This window comes from Rhizobiales bacterium NRL2 (assembly GCA_001664005.1).
Classification (GTDB): domain Bacteria; phylum Pseudomonadota; class Alphaproteobacteria; order Minwuiales; family Minwuiaceae; genus Minwuia.
Genome location: CP016093.1, coordinates 724,742 through 750,516, shown reverse-complemented (window position 1 = coordinate 750,516; position 25,775 = coordinate 724,742). Strand labels below are relative to the sequence as shown.

Annotated in this window: 19 protein-coding genes; 9 read left to right on the top strand and 10 right to left on the bottom strand. The window is 68.3% G+C overall.

Annotated features, from left to right (window positions below):
- Positions 1–3: 3 nt before the first annotated feature.
- Positions 4–1,017, bottom strand: a complete 1,014-nt coding sequence (locus TEF_03500) for an amidohydrolase (GenBank protein ID ANK79956.1) — start codon at positions 1,015–1,017, stop codon at positions 4–6.
- Between the two features lie 224 nt (positions 1,018–1,241).
- On the opposite strand from TEF_03500, the gene TEF_03495 reads away from it, so the two are divergent.
- Positions 1,242–1,979, top strand: a complete 738-nt coding sequence (locus TEF_03495) for a peptidase (GenBank protein ID ANK79955.1) — start codon at positions 1,242–1,244, stop codon at positions 1,977–1,979.
- Positions 1,976–2,923, top strand: coding sequence for a glutaminase A (locus TEF_03490; protein ANK79954.1), 948 nt, complete (start codon positions 1,976–1,978; stop codon positions 2,921–2,923). Before TEF_03495 ends, TEF_03490 begins: the two co-directional genes overlap by 4 nt.
- A gap of 52 nt (positions 2,924–2,975) precedes the next feature.
- On the opposite strand, the gene TEF_03485 is transcribed toward TEF_03490, so the two are convergent.
- Together TEF_03485 and TEF_03480 are read right to left on the bottom strand one after the other, a co-directional pair.
- The gene (locus TEF_03485; GenBank protein ANK79953.1) at positions 2,976–4,187 is read right to left on the bottom strand and encodes an isocitrate dehydrogenase; all 1,212 of its coding nucleotides are present in this window, start codon (positions 4,185–4,187) and stop codon (positions 2,976–2,978) included.
- 174 nt (positions 4,188–4,361) lie between these two features.
- Positions 4,362–5,660 carry a crotonyl-CoA carboxylase/reductase gene (locus TEF_03480; GenBank protein ANK79952.1) on the bottom strand — a complete coding sequence of 433 codons (1,299 nt, stop codon included), beginning with the start codon at positions 5,658–5,660 and terminating at the stop codon, positions 4,362–4,364.
- A 201-nt stretch (positions 5,661–5,861) separates the two neighbouring features.
- On the opposite strand from TEF_03480, the gene TEF_03475 reads away from it, so the two are divergent.
- The 3 genes from TEF_03475 to TEF_03465 all read left to right on the top strand — a co-directional run bounded on the left by TEF_03475 (position 5,862) and on the right by TEF_03465 (position 10,331).
- Positions 5,862–7,841 (top strand): protein meaA, encoded by a 1,980-nt coding sequence (locus TEF_03475; GenBank protein ANK79951.1) that lies wholly within the window; start codon positions 5,862–5,864, stop codon positions 7,839–7,841.
- Between the two features lie 733 nt (positions 7,842–8,574).
- Positions 8,575–9,204 (top strand): glutathione S-transferase, encoded by a 630-nt coding sequence (locus tag TEF_03470; protein ANK79950.1) that lies wholly within the window; start codon positions 8,575–8,577, stop codon positions 9,202–9,204.
- A gap of 95 nt (positions 9,205–9,299) precedes the next feature.
- A complete protein-coding gene (locus TEF_03465) occupies positions 9,300–10,331 on the top strand; it encodes a hypothetical protein (GenBank protein ID ANK79949.1) in 1,032 nt (343 codons plus the stop codon).
- A 161-nt stretch (positions 10,332–10,492) separates the two neighbouring features.
- On the opposite strand, the gene TEF_03460 is transcribed toward TEF_03465, so the two are convergent.
- The 3 genes from TEF_03460 to TEF_03450 all read right to left on the bottom strand — a co-directional run bounded on the left by TEF_03460 (position 10,493) and on the right by TEF_03450 (position 13,823).
- On the bottom strand, positions 10,493–11,008 hold the full coding sequence (locus tag TEF_03460) for a hypothetical protein (GenBank protein ID ANK79948.1): 516 nt from the start codon (positions 11,006–11,008) through the stop codon (positions 10,493–10,495).
- Positions 11,005–12,774 (bottom strand): hypothetical protein, encoded by a 1,770-nt coding sequence (locus TEF_03455; protein ID ANK79947.1) that lies wholly within the window; start codon positions 12,772–12,774, stop codon positions 11,005–11,007. The genes TEF_03460 and TEF_03455 overlap by 4 nt, the downstream gene beginning before the upstream one ends.
- Before the next feature lie 146 nt (positions 12,775–12,920).
- Complete coding sequence (locus TEF_03450) at positions 12,921–13,823, bottom strand: hypothetical protein (GenBank protein ID ANK79946.1); 903 nt, start codon at positions 13,821–13,823, stop codon at positions 12,921–12,923.
- A gap of 152 nt (positions 13,824–13,975) precedes the next feature.
- Here TEF_03450 and TEF_03445 point away from each other — a divergent pair, with 152 nt between their 5' ends.
- The 4 genes from TEF_03445 to TEF_03430 all read left to right on the top strand — a co-directional run bounded on the left by TEF_03445 (position 13,976) and on the right by TEF_03430 (position 21,467).
- Complete coding sequence (locus TEF_03445) at positions 13,976–14,863, top strand: glycine--tRNA ligase subunit alpha (protein ID ANK79945.1); 888 nt, start codon at positions 13,976–13,978, stop codon at positions 14,861–14,863.
- A 159-nt stretch (positions 14,864–15,022) separates the two neighbouring features.
- Positions 15,023–17,101 carry a glycine--tRNA ligase subunit beta gene (locus tag TEF_03440; GenBank protein ANK79944.1) on the top strand — a complete coding sequence of 693 codons (2,079 nt, stop codon included), beginning with the start codon at positions 15,023–15,025 and terminating at the stop codon, positions 17,099–17,101.
- Between the two features lie 140 nt (positions 17,102–17,241).
- The gene (locus TEF_03435; GenBank protein ANK79943.1) at positions 17,242–19,908 is read left to right on the top strand and encodes a pyruvate, phosphate dikinase; all 2,667 of its coding nucleotides are present in this window, start codon (positions 17,242–17,244) and stop codon (positions 19,906–19,908) included.
- A gap of 119 nt (positions 19,909–20,027) precedes the next feature.
- The gene (locus TEF_03430; GenBank protein ANK79942.1) at positions 20,028–21,467 is read left to right on the top strand and encodes a hypothetical protein; all 1,440 of its coding nucleotides are present in this window, start codon (positions 20,028–20,030) and stop codon (positions 21,465–21,467) included.
- 142 nt (positions 21,468–21,609) lie between these two features.
- On the opposite strand, the gene TEF_03425 is transcribed toward TEF_03430, so the two are convergent.
- From TEF_03425 to TEF_03410, 4 genes are read right to left on the bottom strand one after another with little or no spacing between them, the layout of a single operon-like run.
- Positions 21,610–22,098 (bottom strand): RNA pyrophosphohydrolase, encoded by a 489-nt coding sequence (locus tag TEF_03425; GenBank protein ANK79941.1) that lies wholly within the window; start codon positions 22,096–22,098, stop codon positions 21,610–21,612.
- Positions 22,088–23,308 carry a hypothetical protein gene (locus tag TEF_03420; GenBank protein ID ANK79940.1) on the bottom strand — a complete coding sequence of 407 codons (1,221 nt, stop codon included), beginning with the start codon at positions 23,306–23,308 and terminating at the stop codon, positions 22,088–22,090. The genes TEF_03425 and TEF_03420 overlap by 11 nt, the downstream gene beginning before the upstream one ends.
- 19 nt (positions 23,309–23,327) lie before the next feature.
- Entirely contained in the window at positions 23,328–24,644 is a 1,317-nt protein-coding gene (locus tag TEF_03415) for a peptidase S41 (GenBank protein ID ANK79939.1), read from the bottom strand.
- Entirely contained in the window at positions 24,644–25,756 is a 1,113-nt protein-coding gene (locus TEF_03410; protein ANK79938.1) for a hypothetical protein, read from the bottom strand. The genes TEF_03415 and TEF_03410 overlap by 1 nt, the downstream gene beginning before the upstream one ends.
- Positions 25,757–25,775: the final 19 nt, after the last annotated feature.

Sequence of the window (25,775 nt, the reverse complement as noted above, 5' to 3'; positions counted from 1 at the left end):
CGGTCAATCCGGCAGGTCGAGGCGGTAGACCCGCTTGGCCGTGTCATGGAACAGGGCGTCGCGCTCGGCCTCCGTATAGGCCGCAGCGATCAGCTTGAAGGCGTTCCACAGCACCGGATAGCTGACCGAGAGCTTGTCGACGGGGAAGTTGCTCTCGAACATGCAGCGCCCGGGTCCGAAGCAGTCGATGGCATGGACGTACCAGTCGCCTGTCGCCGCCACCAGTTCGCGGGCGGTGGGCGGCTTGTCGCGCTTGTGCCAGCCGAAACCGTTGACCGCCATGTTGAGCCCACCCAGCTTCGCCACCACGTTCTCGCAGCGCGCCAGTTCGGCGAAATCGAGCTTCCACTGTTCGAAGATCTCGTCGCGCTTGCCCTCATAGGGCCCGATGCCCAGGGGACCGAGGAAGTGGTCAGCGATGATCACCGTGTCGGGGAAGGCGCGGGCCAGTTCGGTCACCTCCCGGATCTGCGGGTGGTAGACCCAGGCCTCGAAGCTCATGTTCCGCTTCCGCAGTTCGGCGAAGCCCTCGCGGAAAGTGGCGTCGGCCAGCATGCGCCCGAACGGCTTCGTGTGCGCCACCCTGACATCCGGGCTGTCGTCATGGGCGGCGACATGGCGGATGCCGCGGAACCGGGCGGGCGCGGCGCGCAGATGCGCATCCAGCACCTCGCCGACGCGGCTGCCCAGATTGAGGTCGGCCAGGCCGACGATACCGGCGCAGGCCCGGGCGGCGCCGTAGGTGCCCGACGCGCTCATGGCGGCGACGCCGTTGACGAACTCGGTCTCGCCCACGGGCTTCAGGTGGTCCGGCCCGTCGGCGCGGTACATGGCGCCGCACTCGACGAAGACCGTGGCGACGACGTTGTGGCCGGCGCCCATGTCGGAGAGCAGTTCGTCCAGCAGATAGCGCGAGCCCGGATAGTCCCAGAGATGGTGGTGCGGGTCGATGATCGGCCGGTCCGGCTCGATGATTTCTTCCTGAACCTGGTCCAGCCAGGCCTGATCGATCGGCATGACGCCCTCCCCTGCGCGGTGTCGACAACAGCCCCGACTATAGGGCAGGCGGCCGGCCCGGTCAGGTTCCAAAGCGGCGCCGGCAAGGCGGGGCGGAAAAATCGAACTTCACCCGGGCCCGAGAAAAAGAATCCGCTTTGACGCGACGCGGCATGGGCGCAACATCCCCGTCCTCGACAACGCCGCAGGCGACGTGAAACGCCGCGGAGGGAGACCGCAACAGAATGACTTACGGACTTGGCCTGTTCCTGGAGGACGGCTTCGTCGTCACCGCCGACACGCGCTCCAACGCCGGTGTCGACCATATCGCGACCATCTCGAAGATCTCGGCGTTCCAGAATGCCGACGAGCGGGTGATGGTGCTCGCCTCGGCCGGCAACCTGGCCACGACCCAGGCGGTGGTCACCATCCTCAACCAGCGGCTGGGCCAGGTCGGTCACCCGACCAACCTGTTCGAAGCCGCGACGATGTTCGACGCCACCAAGATGATCGGCAGCGTGCTGCGCGAGGTGATGAACGCCAACGCCCAGCACGTCCAGGCCTATGGCGATCCTTCGGCGAGTTTCCTGTTCGCCGGGCAGATCGCCGGCGGGCGGCACAGGCTGTTCCTGGTCTACCCGGCCGGCAATTTCATCGAGGCGTCGGCGGACACGCCCTATCTGCAGATCGGCGAGGTCAAGTACGGCAAGCCGATCCTGGACCGCGCCATGCAGTTCAGGACCAGCCTGGCCGAGGCGGTCAAGCTGACGCTGCTCAGCTTCGACGCCACCGTGCGCAGCAACCTGTCGGTGGCGCCGCCCTTCGACATGGTGATCTACCGCGCCGGGTCGCTGGGCCCGATCCAGGTCCGGCGGGTGGAGATGGAAGACCCCTACTTCGTCAACATCCGCAACGGCTACAGCGACGCCATCCGGCAGGCGGTGCGGGACCTCGCGCCGGCTGACTGGTCCGAGATCGCATGACCCGGCCGGTCCCGGACAGGGCGGCCATCGAGGCGGCGCTGGACGAGGCCTATCAGGCCGGCCTCGCCAAGTGCGCCCACGGCCATGTCGCGACCTACATCCCCGAACTGGCCCGGGTGGACCCGTCCCTGTTCGGTATCGCGGTGCACACCGTCGACGGCGTCACCGCCTCGATCGGCGACGCCGCCCATCCCTTCACGATGCAGAGCGTCTCCAAGATCTTCTCGCTTTCCGCCGTGATCGAGCATTCCGGCGAGCGGGTCTTCGAGCATATGTCGACCGAGCCGTCGGGCGACGCCTTCTTCTCCATCGTCAAGCTGGAGGAGGAGAAGGGACAGCCGCGCAACCCCTACATCAATGCCGGCGCGATCCTGACCAGCGATCACCTGCCGGGCGTCGACGCACCGGACAAGATCGCCCATTTCCAGGCCTTTCTCGGGCGCGCCAGCGGGCTGGAGGCGGCCGCGTTCCCGGTCAACGAGGCGGTCTTCCGCTCGGAAGCGGAGACGGGCCACCGCAACCGGGCGCTGGCGGAGATCATGCGCCACCACAAGGTCATCAGCGACGTGGAAGTCGCTGTCGAGACCTATTTCCGGCAGTGCGCGGTCACCTGCACCGCCGAGCATCTGGCGCGGATCGCCATGTTCCTGACCAATGCCGGCGCCGATCCGCTGACAGGCGAGCACATCATCACGCCGGCCAACGCGCACGGCGTGCTGGCGCTCATGGCGACGTCGGGCATGTATGACGAAGTGGGCAGTCACGCCATCGAGGTCGGCCTGCCGTCGAAGAGCTCGGTCAGCGGCGCGGTTCTTGCCATTGCGCCGGGACGCATGGCGATCGCCGGCTTCGGCCCCGCCCTGGGTCAGAAAGGCAACTCCATCGGCGCCATGAAGGCGCTGGGCGTGTTGTCGAAACGGCTGGAACTCTCGGTCTTCCGCTGATTGCGGCGAAAGCGGCGCGCGAACCGGGCGAGCCGGCCCGCGCGCCGTTGGCTCAGCTCAGCGCCTTCTGGAGGTTCCGGTCCAGGGCGTCGAGGAACTGGTTGGTGGTCATCCAGGGCTGGTCGGGGCCGATCAGGATGGCCAGGTCCTTGGTCATCTGGCCGTTCTCGACCGACTGCACGCAGACCTTTTCCAGCGTCTGGGCGAAGTTCACCACCTCGGGCGTCTCGTCCATCTGACCGCGATAGCCCAGACCCCGGGTCCAGGCGAAGATCGACGCGATCGGGTTGGTCGAGGTCTCCTTGCCCTGCTGATGCATGCGGTAGTGGCGGGTGACCGTGCCGTGGGCCGCCTCGGCCTCGACGGTCTTGCCGTCCGGCGTCATCAGCACCGAGGTCATCAGGCCCAGCGAGCCGAAGCCCTGGGCGACCGTGTCGGACTGCACGTCGCCGTCGTAGTTCTTGCAGGCCCAGATGTACTTGCCGGACCACTTCATGGCGCAGGCCACCATGTCGTCGATCAGGCGGTGTTCGTAGATCATGCCCTTGGCGTCGAACCTGTCCTTGAACTCGGCCTCGTAGACCTCCTGGAACAGATCCTTGAAGCGGCCGTCATAGGCTTTCAGGATGGTGTTCTTGGTCGACAGGTAGACGTCCCAGCCGCGGTTCAGACCGTAGTTCATGCAGGCCCGCGCGAAGTCGCGGATGGAATCGTCCAGGTTGTACATGGACATGGCGACGCCACCGCCGGGGAAGTCGTAGACCTCGCGTTCGATCGTGTTGCCGTCCTCGCCCTCGAACTTGATGGTCAGCTTGCCCTTGCCCGGCACGACGAAGTCGGTGGCGCGGTACTGGTCGCCGAAGGCGTGACGGCCGATGACGATGGGATCGGTCCAGCCCGGCACCAGGCGCGGCACGTTCTGGCAGACGATCGGCTCGCGGAAGATGGTGCCGCCGATGATGTTGCGGATGGTGCCGTTGGGGCTGCGCCACATCTTCTTGAGCTTGAACTCCTCGACGCGCTGCTCGTCGGGGGTGATGGTGGCGCACTTGACGCCGACGCCATGCTTCTTGATGGCCTCGGCCGCGTCGACAGTGATCTGGTCGTCGGTGCGGTCGCGCTCCTCGACACCCAGGTCGTAGTAGTGCAGGTCGACATCGAGATAGGGCAGGATCAGCTTCTGCTTGATGAAATCCCAGATGATCCGGGTCATCTCGTCGCCGTCCAGCTCGACGACCGGATTTTTCACCTTGATCTTGCTCATTCCCCACCTCTTCGGATTGCACGGATTGATCCTGCGGCCGGCACGGCCCCGGAAGCTGCGCCGCTTATATCACCGCGCGCGCGGGCGTCAAAAGCGAAGCGCGCATGACGGTCATCATGCGCGCTTCGCCAAACTCATCGCCCGGACCAGCCGGCCGGGCAGCGGCGCGGTCGGTCAGCCGTTGCCGACCTCGATCGCGTCCTCGATGGTGCGCAGGCCCGGCACCCTCGACGAGACCAGCACGGCCATGTTGCCGGGCTTGTGCTCGTTGCGGCGCATCTTCATGTGCGCGCGCGGGATGTCGTCCCAGCTGAAGACCTCGGACATGCACGGGTCGATGCGCCGCTCGATGACCAGCTGGTTGGCCTGGGTGGCCTGCTTCAGATTGGCGAAGTGGCTGCCCTGGATGCGCTTCTGGCGCATCCAGACATAGCGGGCGTCCATGGTCAGGTTGTAGCCGGTGGTGCCGGCGCAGAAGACCACCATGCCGCCGCGCTTGACGATGATGCAGCTGACGGGGAAGGTCGCCTCGCCCGGGTGCTCGAAGACGAAGTCGACATCGTTGCCCTTGCCGGTGATGTCCCAGATCGCCTTGCCGAACTTGCGGACTTCCTTTGTCCAGGCCGCATATTCATCGGTGTTCACCGCGGGCATCTGGCCCCAGCAGTTGAAGTCCTTGCGGTTGATCACCGCCTTGGCGCCCAGCGACATCACGAACTCGCGCTTGTCCTCCTCGGAGATCACGCCGATGGCGTTGGCGCCGGCGGTCGCGCAGAGCTGCACCGCCATGGAGCCGATGCCGCCCGAGGCGCCCCAGATCAGCACGTTGTCGCCGGGGCGCAGGATGTGCGGGCGATGGCCGAACAGCATGCGGTAGGACGTGGCGAGGGTGAGCGTGTAGCAGGCGCTCTCCTCCCAGGTCAGGTGGCGCGGGCGCGGCATCAGCTGGCGGTCCTGGACGCGCGCGAACTGGGCGAAGGCACCGTCCGGCGTCTCGTAGCCCCAGATCCGCTGCGAGGGCGAGAACATCGGGTCGCCGCCATTGCATTCCTCATCGTCGCCGTCGTCCTGGTTGCAGTGGACCACGACCTCGTCGCCGACCTTCCAGCGCTTCACCTTGGAGCCGACGGCGTAGATCACGCCCGCGGCGTCGGAGCCGGCGATGTGATAGGGCTGCTTGTGGACGTCGAACATGGAGACGGGCGTGCCCAGCGAGGCCCAGACGCCGTTGTAGTTGACGCCCGCGGCCATCACGAGGACTAGCACGTCGTGGCTGTCCAGCTCGGGGGTCTCGACCACCTCGACCTGCATGGCCTTGTCCGGCTCGCCTTCGCGCTCCTTGCGGATCGCCCAAGCGTACATCTTCTTCGGTACGTGACCCAGCGGCGGGATTTCCCCGACCTCGTAGAGCTCCTTCTTCTCGCCCTGCGTCAGGTCCGACGGCGCGCTCTCGACTGCCTGGAATTCCGCCATGAGGTCATGCTCCATAAATCTCGCTACCGGGTCCGTCCGGCCCCGCTTGCGCGCGGGACTGGACCCTCCCATCGTACAGGAATTATGCTGCAAAGCGGCAAACAACCGTTTTGCAGTGCGGCGACTGATATGATATTTCCGCCGCCCAACGCAAGGCGTAATTTTCGTTCGTACAAGACCTGCCTTTTGGAAGATCAGAAAATGACCGAGACCCCTGAACGCGACCGTCCCTGGCTGATCCGGACCTATTCGGGCCATTCCTCGGCCGGGGCGTCGAACGAGCTCTACCGCACCAATCTGAGCCGCGGGCAGACGGGCCTTTCGGTCGCCTTCGACCTGCCGACGCAGACCGGCTACGACAGCGATCACGTGCTGGCGAAGGGCGAGGTCGGCAAGGTCGGCGTGCCGGTCGGGCATCTGGGCGACATGCGGACGCTGTTCGACGGCATCCCGCTGGAGCAGATGAACACCTCCATGACCATCAACGCCACGGCGCCCTGGCTGCTGGCGCTCTACATCGCCGCCGCCGAGGAACAGGGCGCGGACCGGAAGAAGCTGATGGGCACGGTCCAGAACGACATCATCAAGGAGTACCTCTCGCGCGGGACCTACATCTTCCCGCCGGCGGCGAGCCTGAAGCTGATCGCCGACGTGATCGGCTTCACGGTCGCCGAAATGCCGAAGTGGAACCCGACCAACATCTGCTCCTACCACCTGCAGGAAGCCGGCGCGACGCCGACACAGGAACTGGCCTTCGCCCTCTCGACGGCGCGGGCGGTGCTGGACACCACGAAGGAGCGCGGCGAACTGCCGCCCGAGATGTTCGGGCAGGTGGCCGGCCGCATCAGCTTCTTCGTCAATGCCGGCATCCGCTTCGTCGAGGAGATGTGCAAGATGCGCGCGTTCGTCGATCTCTGGGACGAGATGCTGCGCGACCGCTATGGCGTCGAGGACGAGAAGAACCGCCGCTTCCGCTATGGCGTGCAGGTGAACTCCCTCGGCCTCACCGAGCAGCAGCCCGAGAACAACGTCTACCGCATCCTGCTGGAAATGCTGGCGGTGGTGCTGTCGAAGAAGGCGCGGGCGCGGGCGGTGCAGCTCCCCGCCTGGAACGAGGCCCTGGGCCTGCCGCGGCCCTGGGACCAGCAATGGTCGCTCCGCCTGCAGCAGATCGTGGCGCACGAGACCGACCTTCTGGAATATGCCGACCTGTTCGACGGCAGCCCCGTGGTCGAGGCCAAGGTCGCCGAGCTGAAGGCCGGCGCGCTGGAGGAAATGAAGACCATCGAACGCCTGGGCGGCGCCATCGCGGCGGTCGAGAGCGGCTACATGAAAGAGGCGCTGGTCGAGAGCAACGCCCGGCGCGTGCAGTCGATCATGACGGGCGAGCTGAAGATGGTCGGCGTCAACTGCTTCACCGAGAGCTCGCCGTCGCCGCTGGCCGAGGCGGCGGACGCCATCCTGACCGTCGACGAGAGCGCCGAAGCCGACCAGATCGAGAGCCTGAACGCCTGGCGCGGCAGCCGCGACGAGGCAGCGGCGCAGGCAGCGCTGGGGGAGCTGGAACAGGCCGCGAAGGAAGACCGCAACATCATGGAGGCCTCCATCGCCGCGGCGAAGGCCGGCGCCACCACCGGCGAATGGGCCGGCGTGCTGCGCCGGGTCTATGGCGAGTACCGCGCGCCGACCGGCGTCGGCGGCGCGGCCGGCGTCGCCGCGGAGGGTCTGGCGGAGGTCCGCACGAAGGTCGAGCAGGTCTCGGCCCGGCTCGGCCGGCGCATCAAGATCCTGGTGGGCAAGCCGGGCCTCGACGGCCATTCCAACGGCGCCGAGCAGATCGCCGTCGCCGCCCGCGACGCCGGCATGGAGGTGGTCTACGAGGGCATCCGGCTGACGCCGAAGCAGATCGTCACCGCCGCGCTGGAGGAATCGGTCCACCTGGTGGGACTCTCGATCCTGTCCGGCTCCCACGCCGCGCTGGCGCGGGAGGTGCTGGAAGGCCTCCGCGCGGAGGGGCTGGGCGACGTGCCCGTGGTCGTCGGCGGCATCATCCCCAAGGCCGACGCCGAGGCGCTGAAGGCCGCCGGCATCGCCGCGATCTACACGCCCAAGGACTTCGACCTGGCGGCGATCATGGGCGACATCGCCCGGATCGTGGACGGGGCCGCGGAAGCGGCGTAGGAGTAGCCGCGCTGCGCGGGATGGATCCGTCGGCACGCAGCGCGGCTCGCAGCACGTCACTGATCCAATCCAGTTTCTGTCATCCCCGACGGCCCGAAGGGACGCTCGGGGATCGTGCGCCCTCTGGCGCCGGCGACCTGCCGGCGGGCGATTCCCGCGCCGGGCATGGACCGGACGGGGATGACACCAGCCGCAGCGGGCGAAGAAATATTCCTGTCCCAGGCCCAGTCCACGCTTGGCAAGCGCCCGGCGGCGCATCATCTTGAAGGTCGGCCATGGCCATCCGGATCGCGGCCTGCGATCCGGCCCCTCCTTCCGCGTCAGGGATCGGGAGCGGGACCATCGGCGCAGCCCGACAGCGGCTCCGGCCCGGGGCGTCGGGCGACTGCCACGTCAACAGCCGGAAATGTCCACCCCATGCCGCCCCGACGAGGCGGGCCGGGGCCAACCCGCAGCGGCGCCGCATCCGGGTTCCGGGCACGCGCCGCCGCCCGACACGAGGTAGTCAGATGTCCAAGGGCAACAAGAACCGCGGCAACCGCGAGGCCAAGAAGCCGAAGCAGGAGAAACCGAAAGTCGTCGCCACCGCGAACTCCGGCGTCGCCAAGTCCCAGACGGTGATCGCCGGCAAGAAGGTCCAGTAGCGCCGGATGCCGGCTCGGCGGGTGTCGCCGGCCGGCGCAGACGTCTATACTCCCCTGATCGAACGCCGATCAGGGGAGGAGACGGCATCATGCAGTTCTACGATTGCGCCACCGCGCCCAGCCCGCGCCGCGCGCGCATCTTCATCGCCGAAAAAGGCCTCGACGTGCCCACGACCCAGATCGACCTGGGCAAGGCCGAGCAGCTGGGCGGCGATTTCCTGAAGATCAATCCGCGCGGCACCGTGCCCGTGCTGATGACGGACGAAGGCGTGGCGCTGACCGAGAATCTCGCCATCGCCGCCTATCTGGAGATGAAGCATCCCGAGCCGGCGCTGATGGGCGGAAACGACATCGAGCGCGCCGAGGTCCTGCAATGGGCCGCGATCGCCGAGTCCCACGGCTTCCAGGCCGTCGCCGAGGCGCTGCGCAACACCAACCCGCACATGAAGGGCCGCGCCCTGCCCGGCCCCGACAATTACGACCAGATACCGGAACTGGGGGAGCGGGGCCTCGCCCGCACCAAGCGCTATTTCGAGATTCTCGACCGGCGGCTGGAGGGCCGCGAGTGGCTGGTCGGCGGCGGCTTCACCTATGCCGACATCACCGCCTTCGTCTGCGCCGACTTCGCGCGCATCATCAAGATGCGGGTGCCCGAGGAGCTGGGCAATCTGCACACCTGGTACACGAAGATGAAGGAACGCCCCAGCGCCGGCCTCTGAGGCCGGGCCCGTCCCGGGGGCAACTTTTCCCGCTTGCGTTGCATGTCCGCCCGTTCTTCAATCGTTCCAGGGAACGGCGGACATGGGAGCAGGCCATGGGCCTGGTATCGGGATTTCGGCGCATGGCGTCGGGCCTTCTGGGACACGACGACGACATCAGAAGCGCGGAGGACGCGGCGGCGGCGCTCGACAGGGGCGATTACAGCAAGGCCATTCCTTTCCTGGAACAGCTCGCTGCCGCGGGATCGACGACGGGTCTGAATCTCCTCGGCCTCGCCTGTCTGGAAGGCAACGGCGTTCCGAAGGACGAGGCGCGGGGTGTCGAACTGCTGAGGGCCGCCGCGGAGGCCGGCGATATCGACAGCAAGAAGGTCCTGGGCGCGAAGCTGCTATTCGACCCGAACGTTCCCGCCGATTTGGAGGCGGGGATGGCGATGCTGACGGAGGCGGCGGAAGCGGGCGATGCAGGTTCCGCCTGCGCCATCGGCCGCGCCTGTCTGGATGGCCGATACTGCGAGCGGGATGCCGAGAAGGCGGTGCGCTTTCTGCGGCTCGCGGCAGAGAACGGCGACAACGACGGTCTCGTTGTGCTGGCCAGAGCCTATGAGACGGGGGAGCACGTCGAGCAGGAACCCGCCCGGGCGCTGCAGTACTACCGCGAGGCGGCAGCAGCCGGCTCCACACATGCGATGTGCGCGCTCGGCGATCATCACCTTCGGGGCGAGCATGTGCCGCACGACGCCGCGGAAGCCTTCCGCTGGTACGAGATGGCCGCCGAAGCCGGCGATCCGGACGGCTGCTACAATGCCGGACTGTTGCTGGCGACAGGCGTGGGCGTCGTGAAGGATGACGAGCGTGCAATCGGCTATTTCCAGACCTCGGCCGAATGCGGCCATCCGGAAGGCATGGGATCCTTCGGCATGGTGCTCGAAGGCCATGACCGCGGGGTGGCGCACGCCATGATGAGCCGGGCGCGGGACCGGACGGCCGATCCCGACTTCGCCGCCCTGATGACGGAGCGGCTCGAGGCGCTGGAACCGCAGATGACCGCCGACGAACTCAGCCTCTCCGAACAGAACCGCGCCAGCTGGGCGGAACTGGACGCCGAAGATGAAACCACGGCGTAGGGTTCCGGGCCACGGATCGGGGACCGCATCCGTTGTCACCCCCGCCACCGTGCGGGGGTCCGGAGCGGCTTCGCCGCAAGTCATTGGTTCGCCGGAAGCCCGCACAGGGCGGGCATGACACGCACGGCGTTGCATCGGGCCAATCGACCGGCAGGATTCCGTCAGCCCGTCAACGCCTCGATCATCTCCCTCGCCTCGGGCCAGCCGTCGATCAGCACCCGGCGTTCGCCCATCTCGAAATCGGCGAAGTCGAAGCCGGGGCTGACGGTGCAGCCCATCAGGCAGTAGCGGCCGCCGGGCTTCACCCGCGCGCCCTGCCAGACCCCGGCGGGCACGACCGACTGGGGCCGCTGGCCGGCGGCCAGATCGGGGCCGATCTCCACCAGACGGTGGCTGCCGTCGGGAAACAGCCGGAGCTGCTCCACCGGATCGCCCAGGTAGAAGTGGAAGATCTCGTCGGAGGCGACGCGGTGCAGGGCCGAGACGTCGTCCGGCCCCAGCAGGTAGTAGATCGCCGTGCCGAAGCTGCGCCGGCCGCCATAGCGCGCCGGCAGGGCACCGGCGGCAATCCCCTCCGTCGCACGATGGATCTCGGCGTAGTGACCGCCCTCCGGATGGGGCTGCAGGTCCAGCGTCCGGACGATGGCCTCGATCTCGCGCTTCCAGACGTCGCTCACAGCTTCTCCCTCGCCTCCTCCGCCGCCTCCTCGTCCAGTTCGCCACTCTCCTCCAGCGAGGTGCGGTGAGCCTCGATGATGCGGTGGGCGGTGGCGCCGGGCAGGCCGGAGCTGATCAGCACCGCGTCGGCGAGCTGCAGGCTGGCCTCCACCGTCTCCGGCACCACCCGGTCGGCGCCGAGATCCCGCAGCCGCCGGGCGTGTTCGTTGTCATGCGCGCGGGCGTGGATCGAGAGATCGGGCCATTCGCGCCGGGCCGCAGCGACGATGCGCTCCGCCGCCTGGGGGCTGTTGATGGTCACCACCAGCGCCGTCGCGCGGTCCGCGCCGAGCCGGCGCAGCATGTCGGGGCGGCTGGCGTCGCCGAAGAAGACATGATCGCGGCCCCGCCGGCTGCGGGCGAGCAGATGGGCGTCGTTGTCGATGGCGTAGTGCGCCATCTCCTGTTCCTCCAGGATGGCCGCCAGCATCTGACCCACCCGGCCATAGCCGGCAATCACCACATGCCCCTTCAGGCCCGACGGCGGACTCGCCGCGCCGGGCCGGCGCCGTTCAGCCCCGTGGGCTTCCAGTGCCCGGCCGAGACGGCGGCCGAAATGCGCCTGCATCGGCGTCGCCATCATCGTCAGGCTGGTGACGATCAGCATGAACTGGGCCGTCGGCCCATTCATCAGTCCGAGCGCGAAGGCCATCGAGACCACCAGCAGGGCGAACTCCCCGCCCTGGGACAGCAGCACCGCGCTTTCCGCGGCGACCGGCCGGGATTGCCCGAACATCCGGCCGAGCCCGTAGATGATCGGCGCCTTGATGACGAACAGCCCGATCACGGAGGCGCCCAGCAGCACCGGCCGGGCGACGACTTCGGTCAGGTCGATCTCCATGCCGACCGAGACGAAGAAGACGCCCAGCAGCAGGCCCTTGAAGGGCTCGATGTCCAGTTCGACCTCATGGCGGTACTCGGTCTCCGCCATCAGCAGCCCGGCCACGAAGGCGCCCAGCGCCGCCGAAAGGCCCGCCGCCTCCATGGCCATGGCGGTGCCGATGATGACCAGCAGCACCAGCGCCAGAAACAGCTCCCGGCTGTCGGCCGCGCCGACGAAGCGGAACAGCGGCCGGAGCAGCAACCGCCCCAGAACCAGCACCACGACGACGGCCAGCGCCGCCTGCCCCATGGCGATGGCGAAGGCGACGACCGGCGAATCCTCGCCGCGGGCGGCGAAGGCGCTGACCATGAACAGGATCGGCAGCACCGCGAGGTCCTGGAACAGCAGGATCGAGAAGCTGGTGCGCCCGGTCTCGGTGCCCAGCCGGCGCTGCTCGGAAAGGAGCTGCATGACGATGGCCGTCGAGGAAAGCGCGAAGCCGGCGCCGAGAATCACGGCCATGGGCAGGGAGTTGTCGAACATCGCCGCGATCGCCGTGATGACCGCCGCGGTGACCAGCACCTGTGCCCCGCCCAGCCCGAAGACCAGCCTGCGCATCGCCCAGAGCCGCTCCAGCGACAGTTCCAGCCCGATCATGAACAGCAGGAAGATCACGCCCATCTCGGCCAGGGCGTTGACGAACTCGACGTCGTCGATCACCGCGTGGCGCAGCCAGGGCAGCACATCCACGAAGCTGGCCAGACCGTAGGGGCCGATCACCATGCCGACGATCAGGAAGCCCAGGACCGGACTGATCTTCGCCCGCCGGAACAGCGGGACGACGATCCCCGCGGCCAGCAGGAAGATGATCACCTCGCGCAGATGCAGTGTGGCGGCGTGCACGGCCTGAAAGTCGCTCCCTTGTTCGGCGTCCGGTTGCGCCGCAGCATAACGCGGTATCCGGCGGCGCCGCGACCGCCGAATACGCATGGCCGCGCTCGGACGCCGCCGTCATCCCCGATGGCGCCGGCAGCAACAACGGCTACCCGCTACTCCACCGAGAAGCGCCAGCCCCCGTCATGGGAGATCACGCGGCCGGCGGTCGGCGGCGCGAAGTGGGTGCCGAAGACCGTCACCGGCCCGTCGGCGTAGCGGCGGAGGAAATCCTCCCGCGTCGCGCGCGCCCGCTTGATGTCGTGGTCGAAGCGGCTGGCGACATGCGGCATGGCGCACTGGATCGGGTGGTGCATCAGGTCGCCGGTGATCACCGCGCGCTCGCCCTCCGATTCGATGACGACGCTGACATGGCCCGGCGTGTGACCCGGCGTCGGTTCCAGCCGGATCTCCCCGGTGACCCGGTGATCGGTCTCGACAAGCTCGTGCAGACCGGCCTCGACGATGGGCCGCACGGAATCCCGGTTGGTGCGGCGGGCGTCGACCACGCCCTCGACCACGTCGACCGGCATGTCGCCCCTGATCACCTCGGTCGCTTCCCGGCTCCAGTGCTCCCATTCGAGGCGGCCGAACAGGTAGCGCGCGTTGGGGAAGGTGGGGACCCAGCGGTCGCCCTGCTTCATGGTGTTCCAGCCGACATGGTCCACGTGCAGGTGGGTGCAGAGCACGGTGTCGATCGCCTCGGCCGGATGGCCCGCGGCTCGCAGGTCGTCCAGAAAGGGCCCGGCCAGCATGTTCCAGGCGGGGTTACCGCGCTCCTTGTCGTTGCCGACGCAGGTGTCGACGATGATGCGGCGGCCCTCACTCTCGACCACAAAGGCCTGGATGCAGCTGATCAGCTTGCCTTCCTCGGTGGCGAAGTGGGGCTTCAGCCACGTCTCGCGCAGGATGTCGTCGGTGGTCAGCTCCGTATAGCCGAAGTCCGGCGTGCGCTCGGCCTTCAGTTCCATGATGCGCGTGATCCGCACATTGCCGATCCGCCAGTTGTCGGTGGTCATGACGTCCCTCCCTTCGCCTCGTTTCCGCCACAGCATAGCGCGGACCGGGCCCGCTGCCTGCCCTCCGCGGCGTCGCGGGCCTTGACCGCCGGCCCGTCGCCCCTATACCTGTCCCGCGCCTTCTGACCGTCCTTCCGAGAGGCCCCGAGCCGATGTCCAGCGGAGCGCCCGACGCGCCGTCATTCCAGGATCTCATTCTCCGCCTGCACCGCTACTGGTCGGCGCAGGGGTGCCTGATCCTGCAGCCCTACGACATGGAAGTGGGCGCGGGCACCTTCCATCCGGCGACGACGCTGCGCGCGCTGGGACCGGAGCACTGGAACGCGGCCTATGTGCAGCCCTCGCGCCGGCCCACCGACGGGCGATATGGCGAGAACCCGAACCGACTGCAGCACTACTACCAGTACCAGGTGATCATGAAGCCGTCGCCCGACGACTTCCAGGAGCTCTATCTGGGCAGCCTCTACGAGATCGGCATCGACCCGAAGAACCACGACATCCGCTTCGTCGAGGACGACTGGGAGAGCCCGACCCTGGGCGCCTGGGGGCTGGGCTGGGAGGTCTGGTGCGACGGCATGGAGGTCAGCCAGTTCACCTATTTCCAGCAGGTGGGCGGATTCGACTGCAACCCCGTCTCGGGCGAGCTGACCTACGGCCTCGAGCGGCTGGCGATGTACGTGCAGGGCGTCGACAACGTCTACGATCTGGATTTCAACGGCGCCGGCGCCAGCTATGGCGATGTCTTCCTGCAGGCCGAACGCGAATATTCCGCCTACAATTTCGAACACGCCGACACCGAAATGCTGTTCCGCCATTTCCGCGACGCCGAGGCGGAATGCCATGCGGTCGCCGACCGCGGCCTGGCGCTGCCTGCCTATGACCAGTGCATCAAGGCGAGCCACGTCTTCAACCTTCTGGACGCCCGCGGCGTGATCAGCGTGACCGAGCGTGCGGCCTATATCGGCCGCGTCCGCGCGCTGGCGAAACGCTGCGCCGAGGAATGGCTGGTCAGCCGCGGCCACCTGACGGTGGAGGCGTAGCATGTGGAAACCGCCCACTTGGGGATGGATGGGCTGGCCAAGTGGGCGGCTCCTGCCTGGCCGGAATTGCACCCGATTGAATGCTCTGCATGACCGCCACGACACAGGCACTCGGATCAGGTCCGAGGGCGGCATGAGTATTTCGTGGAGGGCAGCAGAATGACCGAACTGCTGCTGGAGCTGTTCTCCGAGGAAATTCCGGCGCGCATGCAGGACCGCGCGGCCGCGGACCTCGCGCGTCTGCTGAACGACGCGCTGACCGAAGCGGGGCTCCAGGTCTCGAAACCGGTGCATCATTCGACGCCACGGCGTCTGACGGTGGTCTTCGAGGAGGTGCCGGAGGCCACCGCCGACGTCCGCGAGGAACGCAAGGGCCCGAAGGCCGACGCGCCGGAGAAGGCGATCAACGGCTTTCTGGGCTCGGTGGGACTGACCCGCGACCAGATCGAGGAGCGCGAGACGCCCAAGGGGACATTCCTGTTCGCGGTCATCGAGAAGCCCGGCCAGCCGACGGCGGAAATCCTGCCCGGCCTGATCGAGGGCGCGATACAGAAGCTGCCCTGGCCCAAGTCCATGCGCTGGGGCGCGCATCAGGTGGGCTGGGTGCGGCCGCTGCATTCCATTCTCTGCCTGTTCGGCGGCGCGGTCGTGCCGGTTAGTTACGGCCCGGTGACGTCGCGCGACACGACGCGCGGGCACCGCTTCCATGCCCCGGAGGAATTCGCGGTGACGGATTTCGCCGACTACCGGGCGAAGCTGCGCGAGGCGAAAGTCGTCCTCGACCGCGAGGAACGCAAGCGGATCATCCAGGCCGGGGCGACGGCGCTGGTTGCCGCCGAGAACGTCAACCTGATTCAGGATGACGGCCTGCTGGACGAGGTCGCCGGGCTGGTCGAGTGGCCGGTGCCGCTGATGGGCCGCATCGACGACGCCTTCATGGACGTGCCGCAGGAAGTGCTGATCACTTCCATGCGCAGCCACCAGAAGTATTTCTCCACGCTCAACCCGGACGGCAGCCTGGCGCCCTACTTCGTCGCCGTCGCCAACCTGGAGGCCGGGGACGGCGGGCAGGCCATCGTCGCCGGCAACGAGAAGGTGCTGCGCGCCCGGCTCTCCGACGCAAAGTTCTTCTGGGACAAGGATCGCGAGCGCAGCCTGGAGAGCCGCGTTTCCGACCTCGACCCGATCGTCTTTCACGCCGCGATGGGCTCCATGCGGCGCAAGGCCGAGCGGCTGGCTACATTGGCCGCCTGGATTGCGCCGAGATTGGGAGCCGATGCGATGACAGCGCATCGCGCCGGGCTGCTGGCCAAGGCCGACCTGACCACCGAGATGGTCGGCGAGTTCCCCGAACTGCAAGGTTTCATGGGCCGCTACTACGCCCGCCATGACGGCGAGCCGGAGGCTGTCGCGGACGCCATCCGTTGGCACTACAGTCCAGCGGGCCCGGGCGACCTCTGCCCCTCCGACCCGGTCTCGGTCGCCGTGGCGCTGGCGGACAAGCTGGATACGCTCGCCGGTTTCTTCGGCATCGGCGAGAAGCCGACGGGCTCCAAGGATCCCTATGCGCTGCGCCGCGCGGCGCTGGGCGTGATCCGGCTGATTCTGGAGAACGGCCTGCGCATCGGCCTGCGGGAAGCCTTCGTCACGGCGCACAGCGCCGTAGCGGAGGACTTCACGCAAACGCAGGCGGCGACTCCGCGACAGGTCGCCATCGAACTGCTCGATTTCATCGCCGACCGCCTCAAGGTGACGCTTCGCGAACAGGGCGTGCGCCACGACCTGATCACGGCCGTCTTCGCCCTGGGCGGCGAGGATGATCTCGTGCGCCTGACCCGCCAGGTGGAGGCGCTGCAGCGACTCGTGGAGTCGGAGGACGGCGGCAACCTGCTGGCCGCCTATCGCCGCGCCGCCAACATCCTGCGCATCGAGGAAAAGAAGGACGGCGCCGTCCATACCGGGCCCGCCGACCGCGGCGCCTTCGTGGAAGCGGCGGAAACCGAGCTGGGCGAGGCCCTCGCCGCCGCGCTGGAGAAAGCCGACGCGGCGCTGGCGGCGGAGGACTTCGGCAGAGCGATGAGCGCGATGGCGGCGCTGCGCGGGCCCGTCGACGCCTTCTTCGACAATGTCACGGTGAACGCCGAGGACGCGGCGCTGCGCGCCAACCGGCTGAAGCTGCTGGCGGAAATCCGCGCGACCCTGCACCGGGTGGCGGATTTCTCGAAGATCGAAGGCTAGACGGCGCAGGCGGGCCGATTGTTGAAGTTGTCACCCCCGCCGCCGTGCGGGGGTCCGGAGCGGCTTTGCCGCAAGTTGAAAGTTCGACCGGATGCCCGCACCAGGCGGGCATGACGGATCGGGAGAGGGTGACGGCCAGAATGACGAATTGGGTCCTGAACTTCGGCGACGGTACGGCGGAAGGCCGGGCCGACATGAAGAACCTGCTGGGCGGCAAGGGCGCCAACCTGGCCGAGATGAGCAATCTCGGCCTGCCGGTGCCGCCGGGCTTCACGATCACGACTGAGGTCTGCACCTACTACTACGACCATGACCACAGCTATCCGCCCGAACTGAACGACCAGGTCCGCGCAGCCGTGGCCCGGGTGGGCGAACTGGTCGGCGCCGGCTTCGGCGACGCGGCCAATCCGCTGCTGGTCTCGGTGCGCTCCGGCGCGCGCGCCTCGATGCCGGGCATGATGGACACGGTCCTCAACCTCGGCCTCAACGACGAAACCGTCGAAGGCCTGGCGAACAGCGCCGGCGGCGACCGCCGCTTCGCGCTCGACAGCTACCGGCGCTTCATCCAGATGTACGGCGACGTGGTGCTCAGCGTCGATCACGCCGCCTTCGAGGACATCCTCGAAGGGGTGAAGGACACCCGCGGCGTCTCGCTGGACAACGAACTCTCCGTCGACGACCTGGAGCAGATCGTCAGCCTGTTCAAGGAGGAGGTCGAGCGCGAGACCGGCCGGCCCTTCCCGCAGGACCCGGAGGCGCAGCTCTGGGGCGCGATCGGCGCGGTCTTCGGCTCGTGGATGAACGACCGCGCGCGCACCTACCGCCGCCTGCACGACATCCCGGCGAACTGGGGCACCGCGGTCAACGTCCAGGCGATGGTCTTCGGCAACATGGGCGAGACCTCGGCCACGGGCGTCGCCTTCACCCGCGACCCCTCGACCGGCGAGAAGGTCTTCTTCGGCGAATATCTGATCAACGCCCAGGGCGAGGACGTCGTCGCCGGCATCCGCACCCCGCAGCTGCTGACGAAGGCCTCCCGGGAACGCTCCGGCGAGGACAAGCCGTCGCTGGAGGAGGCCATGCCCGCGGTCTTCGCTGAACTGGAACGCGTCTACCAGGCCCTGGAGACGCATTACCGCGACATGCAGGACATCGAGTTCACCGTGCAGCGCGGCAAGCTCTGGATGCTGCAGACCCGCTCGGGCAAGCGCACCTCCAAAGCGGCGTTGAAGATTGCCGTCGACATGGTCGACGAAGGCCTGATCACCGAGGCCGAGGCCATCCTGCGCGTCGAGCCGTCCTCGCTGGACCAGTTGCTGCATCCGACCCTGGACCCGGAGGCGGTGCGCGACGTCATCGCCAGGGGTCTGCCGGCCAGCCCGGGCGCGGCCTCGGGCAAGATCGTCTTCACTGCCGACGACGCCGAGCGCCTCGCCAAGCTGGGCGACAAGGTGATCCTGGTGCGCGAGGAGACGAGCCCCGAGGACATCCACGGCATGCATGCGGCCGAAGGCATCCTGACCAGCCGCGGCGGCATGACCAGCCACGCGGCGGTGGTCGCACGCGGCATGGGCCGGCCCTGCGTCTCCGGCGCGGGCCATATCCGCATCGACTACCGCAAGGGCGAGATGTCGGTTCTGGGCCGGGTCTTCAACGCCGGCGACATCATCACCATCGACGGCGCCGCAGGCGAGGTGATGGCCGGCGCCGTCGCCACCATCCAGCCGGAACTGTCGGGCGATTTCGGGCGGCTGATGGTATGGGCCGACGGCCACCGCCGGATGAAGGTCCGCGCCAACGCCGAGACCCCGGCCGACGCCCGGACCGCACGCGAGTTCGGCGCCGAGGGCATCGGCCTCTGCCGCACCGAGCACATGTTCTTCGAGGACGACCGCATCCTGGCGGTCCGCGAGATGATCCTCTCCGACCGGGAGAAGGGCCGCCGCGCGGCGCTGGAGAAGATCCTGCCGATGCAGCGCCAGGACTTCGTGGAGCTGTTCGGCATCATGACCGGTCTGCCGGTGACGATCCGCCTGCTCGATCCGCCGCTGCACGAGTTCCTGCCCAAGTCCGACGAAGACATCCAGGCGGTCGCCGACGTGATGGATGCCGATCCCGAACACATGCGCCGGCGCGCCAGCGAACTGCACGAGTTCAACCCGATGCTGGGCCATCGCGGCTGCCGCCTCGGCATTTCGTACCCCGAGATCTACGAGATGCAGGCGCGCGCCATCTTCGAGGCGGTCGCCGAGGTCAAGCGGGAAGCGGGCGAGACCGTGACGCCGGAGATCATGATCCCGCTGGCCGCCACGCGGCGCGAAATCGACATCCTGAAGGCGCTGATCGACCGCGTCGCCGCCGAGGTGGCCGAGGCCAGCGGCCTGGAACTGCACTATCTGGTCGGCACCATGATCGAACTGCCGCGGGCGGCGCTGCGCGCCGGCGAGATCGCGGAATCGGCGGCCTTCTTCTCCTTCGGCACCAACGACCTGACGCAGACGACCTTCGGCATCAGCCGCGACGACTCGGCCAGCTTCCTCGACGACTACATCGAGCAGGGCGTCTTCGAGAAGGACCCCTTCGTCAGCCTGGACCGCGACGGCGTCGGCGAACTGGTGCAGATCGCCGCCGAGCGCGGGCGCAAGACGCGTCCCGACATCAAGCTCGGCATCTGCGGCGAGCATGGCGGCGACCCGTCATCCATCGCCTTCTGCGAGGAAGTCGGACTGGACTATGTCTCCTGCTCGCCCTTCCGCGTGCCGATCGCCCGCCTCGCCGCCGCCCAGGCCGCGATCCGGGAGAAGTAGCGGCGCGCCCGGCGCGATGACGCCGCCAGAACGGCGGCCTGTCGCATCGGGCGGCGCGTCCTGACTCTCCGCGGGGCACGATGAGGTGGTCCCGTACCGGAGGAGGATCGCGAGCCGCCATGACCGCGCACGACCAGTACTTTCCGTTCCAGAACCGCCCCGAACCGTCCCTCGTCGGCGGCCGGCCGGTCAACCCGGCCGTGGTGCCGCTGTTCGACGTCGCTCCGCTGCCCGAGGCGGCGACCTTCGTCGTGATCGGCGCCGGCATTCACGGCCTGTCGACGGCCTGGCACCTGGCGCGCAAGCTGGAGGCGACGGGACGGGGCAAGGGCTCCGACGTGGTGCTGATCGACAAGCAGGGCCCCGGCGCGGGCGCCACGGGACTGGCCTGCGGCTGCGTACGCAACATGTACATGACCGGCCCGCTGCACGGCGTGCTGCGCGAGAGCGTCGAGGTCTGGTCGGAGGATCCGGTGAACTTCGGTTTCCAGCAGGTCGGCTACGTCTCGGTCGGGGAGGCCAACCAGGAGGCGGACTACATTCGCATCCACAAATCGCAGAACGACCAGGGCTATCCTTCCGATCTCTATCTCGGCGCCGACGCGAAGCGGCACCTGAAATCGATCTGGCCCGATTTCAACACCGACGTCGCCCATTGCGTGCTGCACGAGCGGCCATCGGGCTACGCCGGCACGCATCTGGCGGTCTGGGGCCTGGACCAGAAGTGCCGCCAGTACGGCGTGCGCCGCGTCTATGGCGTGGAAGTCACCGGCTATGACATGGCCGGCGGGCGCGTGCAGGCTGTCCGCACCGACGCCGGGGATATCCGCGCCGAGCAGGTCGTGCTCGCCGCCGGCGCCTGGAACCCCGTGCACTGGCGCTGGCTGGGCCGGGAGGACCGCGTGGACCTGCGTTATCCGGACGGCCATGTCGAGGCCGGCATCGACATGTGGACCTACTGGCGTCTGCTGGAGGGCGAGGTCTACCTGAAGGACGGCGTCGACTTCCGCGACGCCAACGGCAAGGACGCGCCGGTGCTCCACGTGGAACTGATGAACACCCCCGTGGTGACAGAAGACGGGCGGGAGATTTCCGACCACTTCTACACCTATGTGCGCTACGCCGCCGAGCGCGTCGGCCGTCCCGGCGTGCAGGGCGGCACCATCCCGGTCATGATCGGCCCGGAGGCGGAACTGGAGCCCTACGGCCATCTCAACGACCTCTACCAGGCCGACGGCTGGTTCGCGGACTATTACTGCGCCACGCTCAGCTACCTGATGGATCGCTTCAAGGGATGCCGGGCCGACTTCAAGGAACGGCGCAATGGCGGCATCGGCGCCTTCACGCCCGATAACGTGCCGGTCTTCGACCACATCGCCGACAACGTCTTCATGGCCGCCGATTCCAACCACGGCTTCAAGATGATCGGCGTCGGCCGAATGATTGCGGAGACGCTGGCCGGCAACGCCATGCCGGAGACGCTGAAACCCTTCACGCTGGACCGCTACCGCACCGGCGCGACATTCGGCGACCGCAACTCGAACTGTCCGTGGGTGTGAGCCGCCCCGGCGCTTCACGAAGGGATGGGATCACGCAATCCTGTCGCCCCTGGACTCGATCCAAGGGCCCAGCGAGCCAAAGGACTGGGTCCTGGGGCCAAGCCCCAGGACGCCAGGTGATTCGATCCCTTCGCGGAACGCTTCAGCGCGCCCCGGCGGGGAACAGCGGCGCGAACTCGGCCACGACCCGGGCATAGGTCTCCCGCTTGAAGTCGATGGCCATCTCGGCCAGTTCGGAGAGCGGCGTCCAGCGCCATTCGCGGAACTCGGGATGATCGGTCTGCAGGTCGATATCGCCGTCCTCGCCCAGAAACCGCATGGCGAACCACTTCTGCGACTGGCCGCGATAGCGCCCGCGCCAGACCCTGCCCACCAGGTGCGGCGGCAGGTCGTAGGGGATCCAGTCCCGGGATTCGGCGATGACCTCGGCCCTGGCCGTGCCGATTTCCTCTTCCATCTCGCGGAAGGCGGCCGTGACAGGCTCCTCGCCGGGGTCGATGCCACCCTGGGGCATCTGCCAGGCTTCAACGGTCTGATCGATGCGCTGGCCCACGAATATCCGCCAGTCGCGGTTGATCAGCATGATCCCGACGCAGGGCCGGTAAGGCAGCTCGGCCGGATCATCCGTCATTCTCGCCTCCTCCGACGCGGACTACGGCGGAAACCGGCGCCAGCCGGAAGCCGCGCTTGCGCATCTGCGGTATCCACGTGCGCAGCCGCTCGATCGTCACCGGATAGGGCTGGGCGAAGCCGACCGCGACGCCGCGGGCCAGCGCCAGCTCTTCCAGTTGCGACAGCCGCCGGTCGATCGGGCCGCGTGCGGCCTCGACGTCGATGAAGCGGTCGTTGGCGACCGACGGCACGCCCAGTTCCGCCGACAGCTTGGCGGCGATCGAGGCCGGGGTCACGCGCGCGTCGACATAGAGCAGCCCGCGCGCGCCGATGGCTTCCAGGATCGGCTGCATGTCCTTGGGCGAGACGGTCATCCGCGAGCCCATGAAGTTGGTCACGCCGACATAGCCCACCGCCCGCGACAGCACCCAGTGCAGCCGGTCGACATTGACCTCGGGCTGGTTGGTCGACAGCAGCGCCTTGTCGCCCGGATCGTCGAAGGCGGTGTTGCGGGGCTCCATGGGCACCTGGATCAGCACCTCGTGGCCGGCCGCGCGCGCCGCCGGCACCCATTCGTCCAGCCGCGTCGAATAGGGGCTGAAGGCCAGGGAGATCTCGCCCGGCAGATCCTGGATGGCGGACAGCGTCGCCGCCTCCGCCAGCCCGACTTCGGACATGACGATGGCGATCACGGGCTGACCGGCCTCGCGCTCGAACGGGCGGCCATAGGCCTGCCAGGCCACCCGCCCGTCGGGGGAACGGACCGGCAGCGGCCCGTACCGGCCGCGGTCGGTGAGTTCCGGGTCCGGCGCAGGCGGCAGGGGCGTGCGTTCGAATTCCTCGACACCTTCCGGCGCCGGCTCGGGCGAGGGCGTTGGCTCGGGCGCTGGGCGGGGCGCCGCTTCCGGTTCCGGCTGCGGTTGAGGCTGCGGCGCCGGATGTTCGGGTTCCGGCTGCGGCGCCGGTTCGGGGGCGGGCTGCTCCGGTTCGGGGGCGGGCTGCGGCGCGGGCGCCGGCGCTTCGGCGGCGGGACTCGCCTCCCCGCTCTTCACGGCCGCCGGCGGCGTCGCGGCTTCTCCCGTTTCCGCCATCGGCTCGGGCGCAGCGGCGTCCTCCGGGGGACCGGCCCACCACAGCCAGCCGATCACCCCGGCATAGGCCAGGACGAGCAGCGGCGCGACGATCAGGAGCGCCGTCTGTGCCGCCGGACGCCTGCCGTGCGCCGCCATCTCTCCGGGTTGCCCGGCGTTACTTCAGCGAGCCGGCGCGCGCCAGATCTATGGCCCGGATCGCGTCGAGCGCCCGCTGGAGCTGATAGTCCGGAGGCGTCTCGCCGCCCTCCGGCGCCGACGCGCCGGGCTGGCCGGCGTCGGGCGCGGAACCGTCGCCGTTGTCCGTGTCGTTCTCCAGACGGTTGCGCAGATCGGCCTCGGAGCGGGCGTTCGGATTGTCGATGATTTCCAGCGTCGCCTGCGGCACCTCGATGTCGGGCAGGATGCCGGTCGCCTGAATCGAGGTTCCCGACGGCGTGTAGTAGCGCGACGTGGTCAGCTTCAGGCGATTGCCGCCCTGGAGCTGGATGATCGACTGCACGGAGCCCTTGCCGAAGCTCTTGGTGCCCATGAGGATCGCCCGGTTGTGGTCCTTCAGGGCGCCGGCGACGATCTCGGAAGCGCTGGCCGAGCCGCCGTTGATCAGCACGATCACCGGGAGGCCGGTGGCGATGTCGCCCGACTTGGCGTTGTAGCGTTCGATGTTGTCATCGCCGCGGCCGCGGGTCGAGACGATCTCGCCGCGCTCCAGGAAGGCGTCGGAAACCGCGATTGCCTGGTTCAGCAGCCCGCCCGGATTGTTGCGCAGATCCAGCACCACGCCCTTCAGCTGGTCCTCGCCGATTTCGGCCCGCAGCGTGTCCATGGCGCTGCGCAGACCGCTTTCGGTCTGCTCGTTGAAGCTGGTGATGCGGATATAGGCGACATTGCCCTCGGCGCGGGAGCGCACGGACTGCACCGTGATGATGTCGCGCGTGATGGTGATGTCGAAAGGCTCCGCCTCGCCCTCGCGGATCATCGTCAGCACGATGTCGGAGCCGACGCGGCCGCGCATCTTCTTCACCGCCTCGGTCAGCGAAAGGCCCAGCACCGGTTCGCCGTCGATATGGCTGATCAGGTCGCCCGGCCTGACGCCGGCACGCGCCGCCGGCGTATCGTCGATCGGAGTCACGACCTTGACGAAGCCGTTCTCCATCGTGACCTCGATGCCGAGACCGCCGAACTCGCCGCGGATGTCGACTTCCATCTGCTTGACGCGCTCGGGGCTGAGGAAGTTCGAATGCGGATCGAGAGACGACAGCATGCCGTTGATGCCGGCCTCGATCAGCTTCTTGTCGTCGACGTCCTCGACATAGTTGGACCGGATCTTGGCCAGGGCGTCGCCCAGCAGCTCCAGCAGGCGATAGACCTCACGGTCCTGGTCCTGAGCGCGCGCCGGGGCGCAGGCGACCATGCTGACCGATGCGATCATGACCGCCGACATGACGGCGGCGACTGTCGTACGTTTCATCATTATCCGCTTGTCTTTCCTTGCCTTTGCGCCAGCCACGGGCCCGGATCGATAGGCAGGCCGTCATGGCGCAGCTCCAGATAGAGTTCGGGCCGTCCGCCGTCTTCCCGGACAGCCATGCGGCCGACCGGCTCGCCGGCCAGCAACCACTGGCCGACAACCACGTCGATGCCAGACAATCCAGCGACAAGCAAATGATAGCTGTCGCCGAAATCGAGGATCAACAGCCGCCCATAGGAGCGGAAGTCGCCCGCAAAGCGCACGATCGCGTCATGCGGGACGGTCACGACAGCCCCCGAGCGCGTGGTGATCGCCATGCCCTTGCCGTCATTGGCGCCCCGCTGCTCGCCGAAGGCGGAGACCACCCGGCCCTCGGCGGGAAGAGGCAGCCGTCCCTTGAACGCCGCCATCGCCTCCGCCGTCCGGCGCCCTTCCGGCGCCGCCACCGGCTCCAGATCGCCCAGCCGGCTGACCAGGTCTTCCAGTGTGCGGACCTTCCGCCCCAGTTCCGCCGCGCGGGCCTGAGCGGTTTCCGCCGCTTCCTGCGTGCGGCCAGCCTGGGCGCGGCGCGCCGCCACCAGTTCCGCCAGCCGGGCGCGGTCGTTCTCCAGCGCCGAAAGCGCATTCTCCGCTTCGCTCCGTGCCGACGCGAGGCGGGCCTCGGTCGCAGCAAGCGTCCGCATGTCATCGGTGATCGCCGCCATCCGCCGTTCCAGGGCCGGGCGCAGCCCCGCCAGAGCCGAGGCCGACAGCCGGGCCCGGTCGAACGCGCCGGGGCGCGCGATCACCGCCAGCGGCGGCACCCGGGCGATCCCGGTCAGGGCCGAGAGCGAGGCCGCCATCTGCTCGCGCCGCGCGGCCAGTGACGCGTCGAGCTCGGCGCGGCGCGCCTCCAGCGCCTCGATTTCCCGCTCCAGCCCGCTGAGGCGGCTTTCGGCGCCGCGCACCGCGCCCGCCGTCTCCGCAAGCTCGGCCGACAGCTTCGCCGCCGCGGCCTTCTGCGCCTCCGCGTCGCGTTCCAGCGCCTCGGCCTCCGCCGCCGCGGCCGCCCGGTCCTCCCGCGCGGCCTCGAGGTCCCGCACCTCGTCGGCGGCCGCCAGCAGCGGCCACGACACCAGCGCGAGAAGCAGGAGT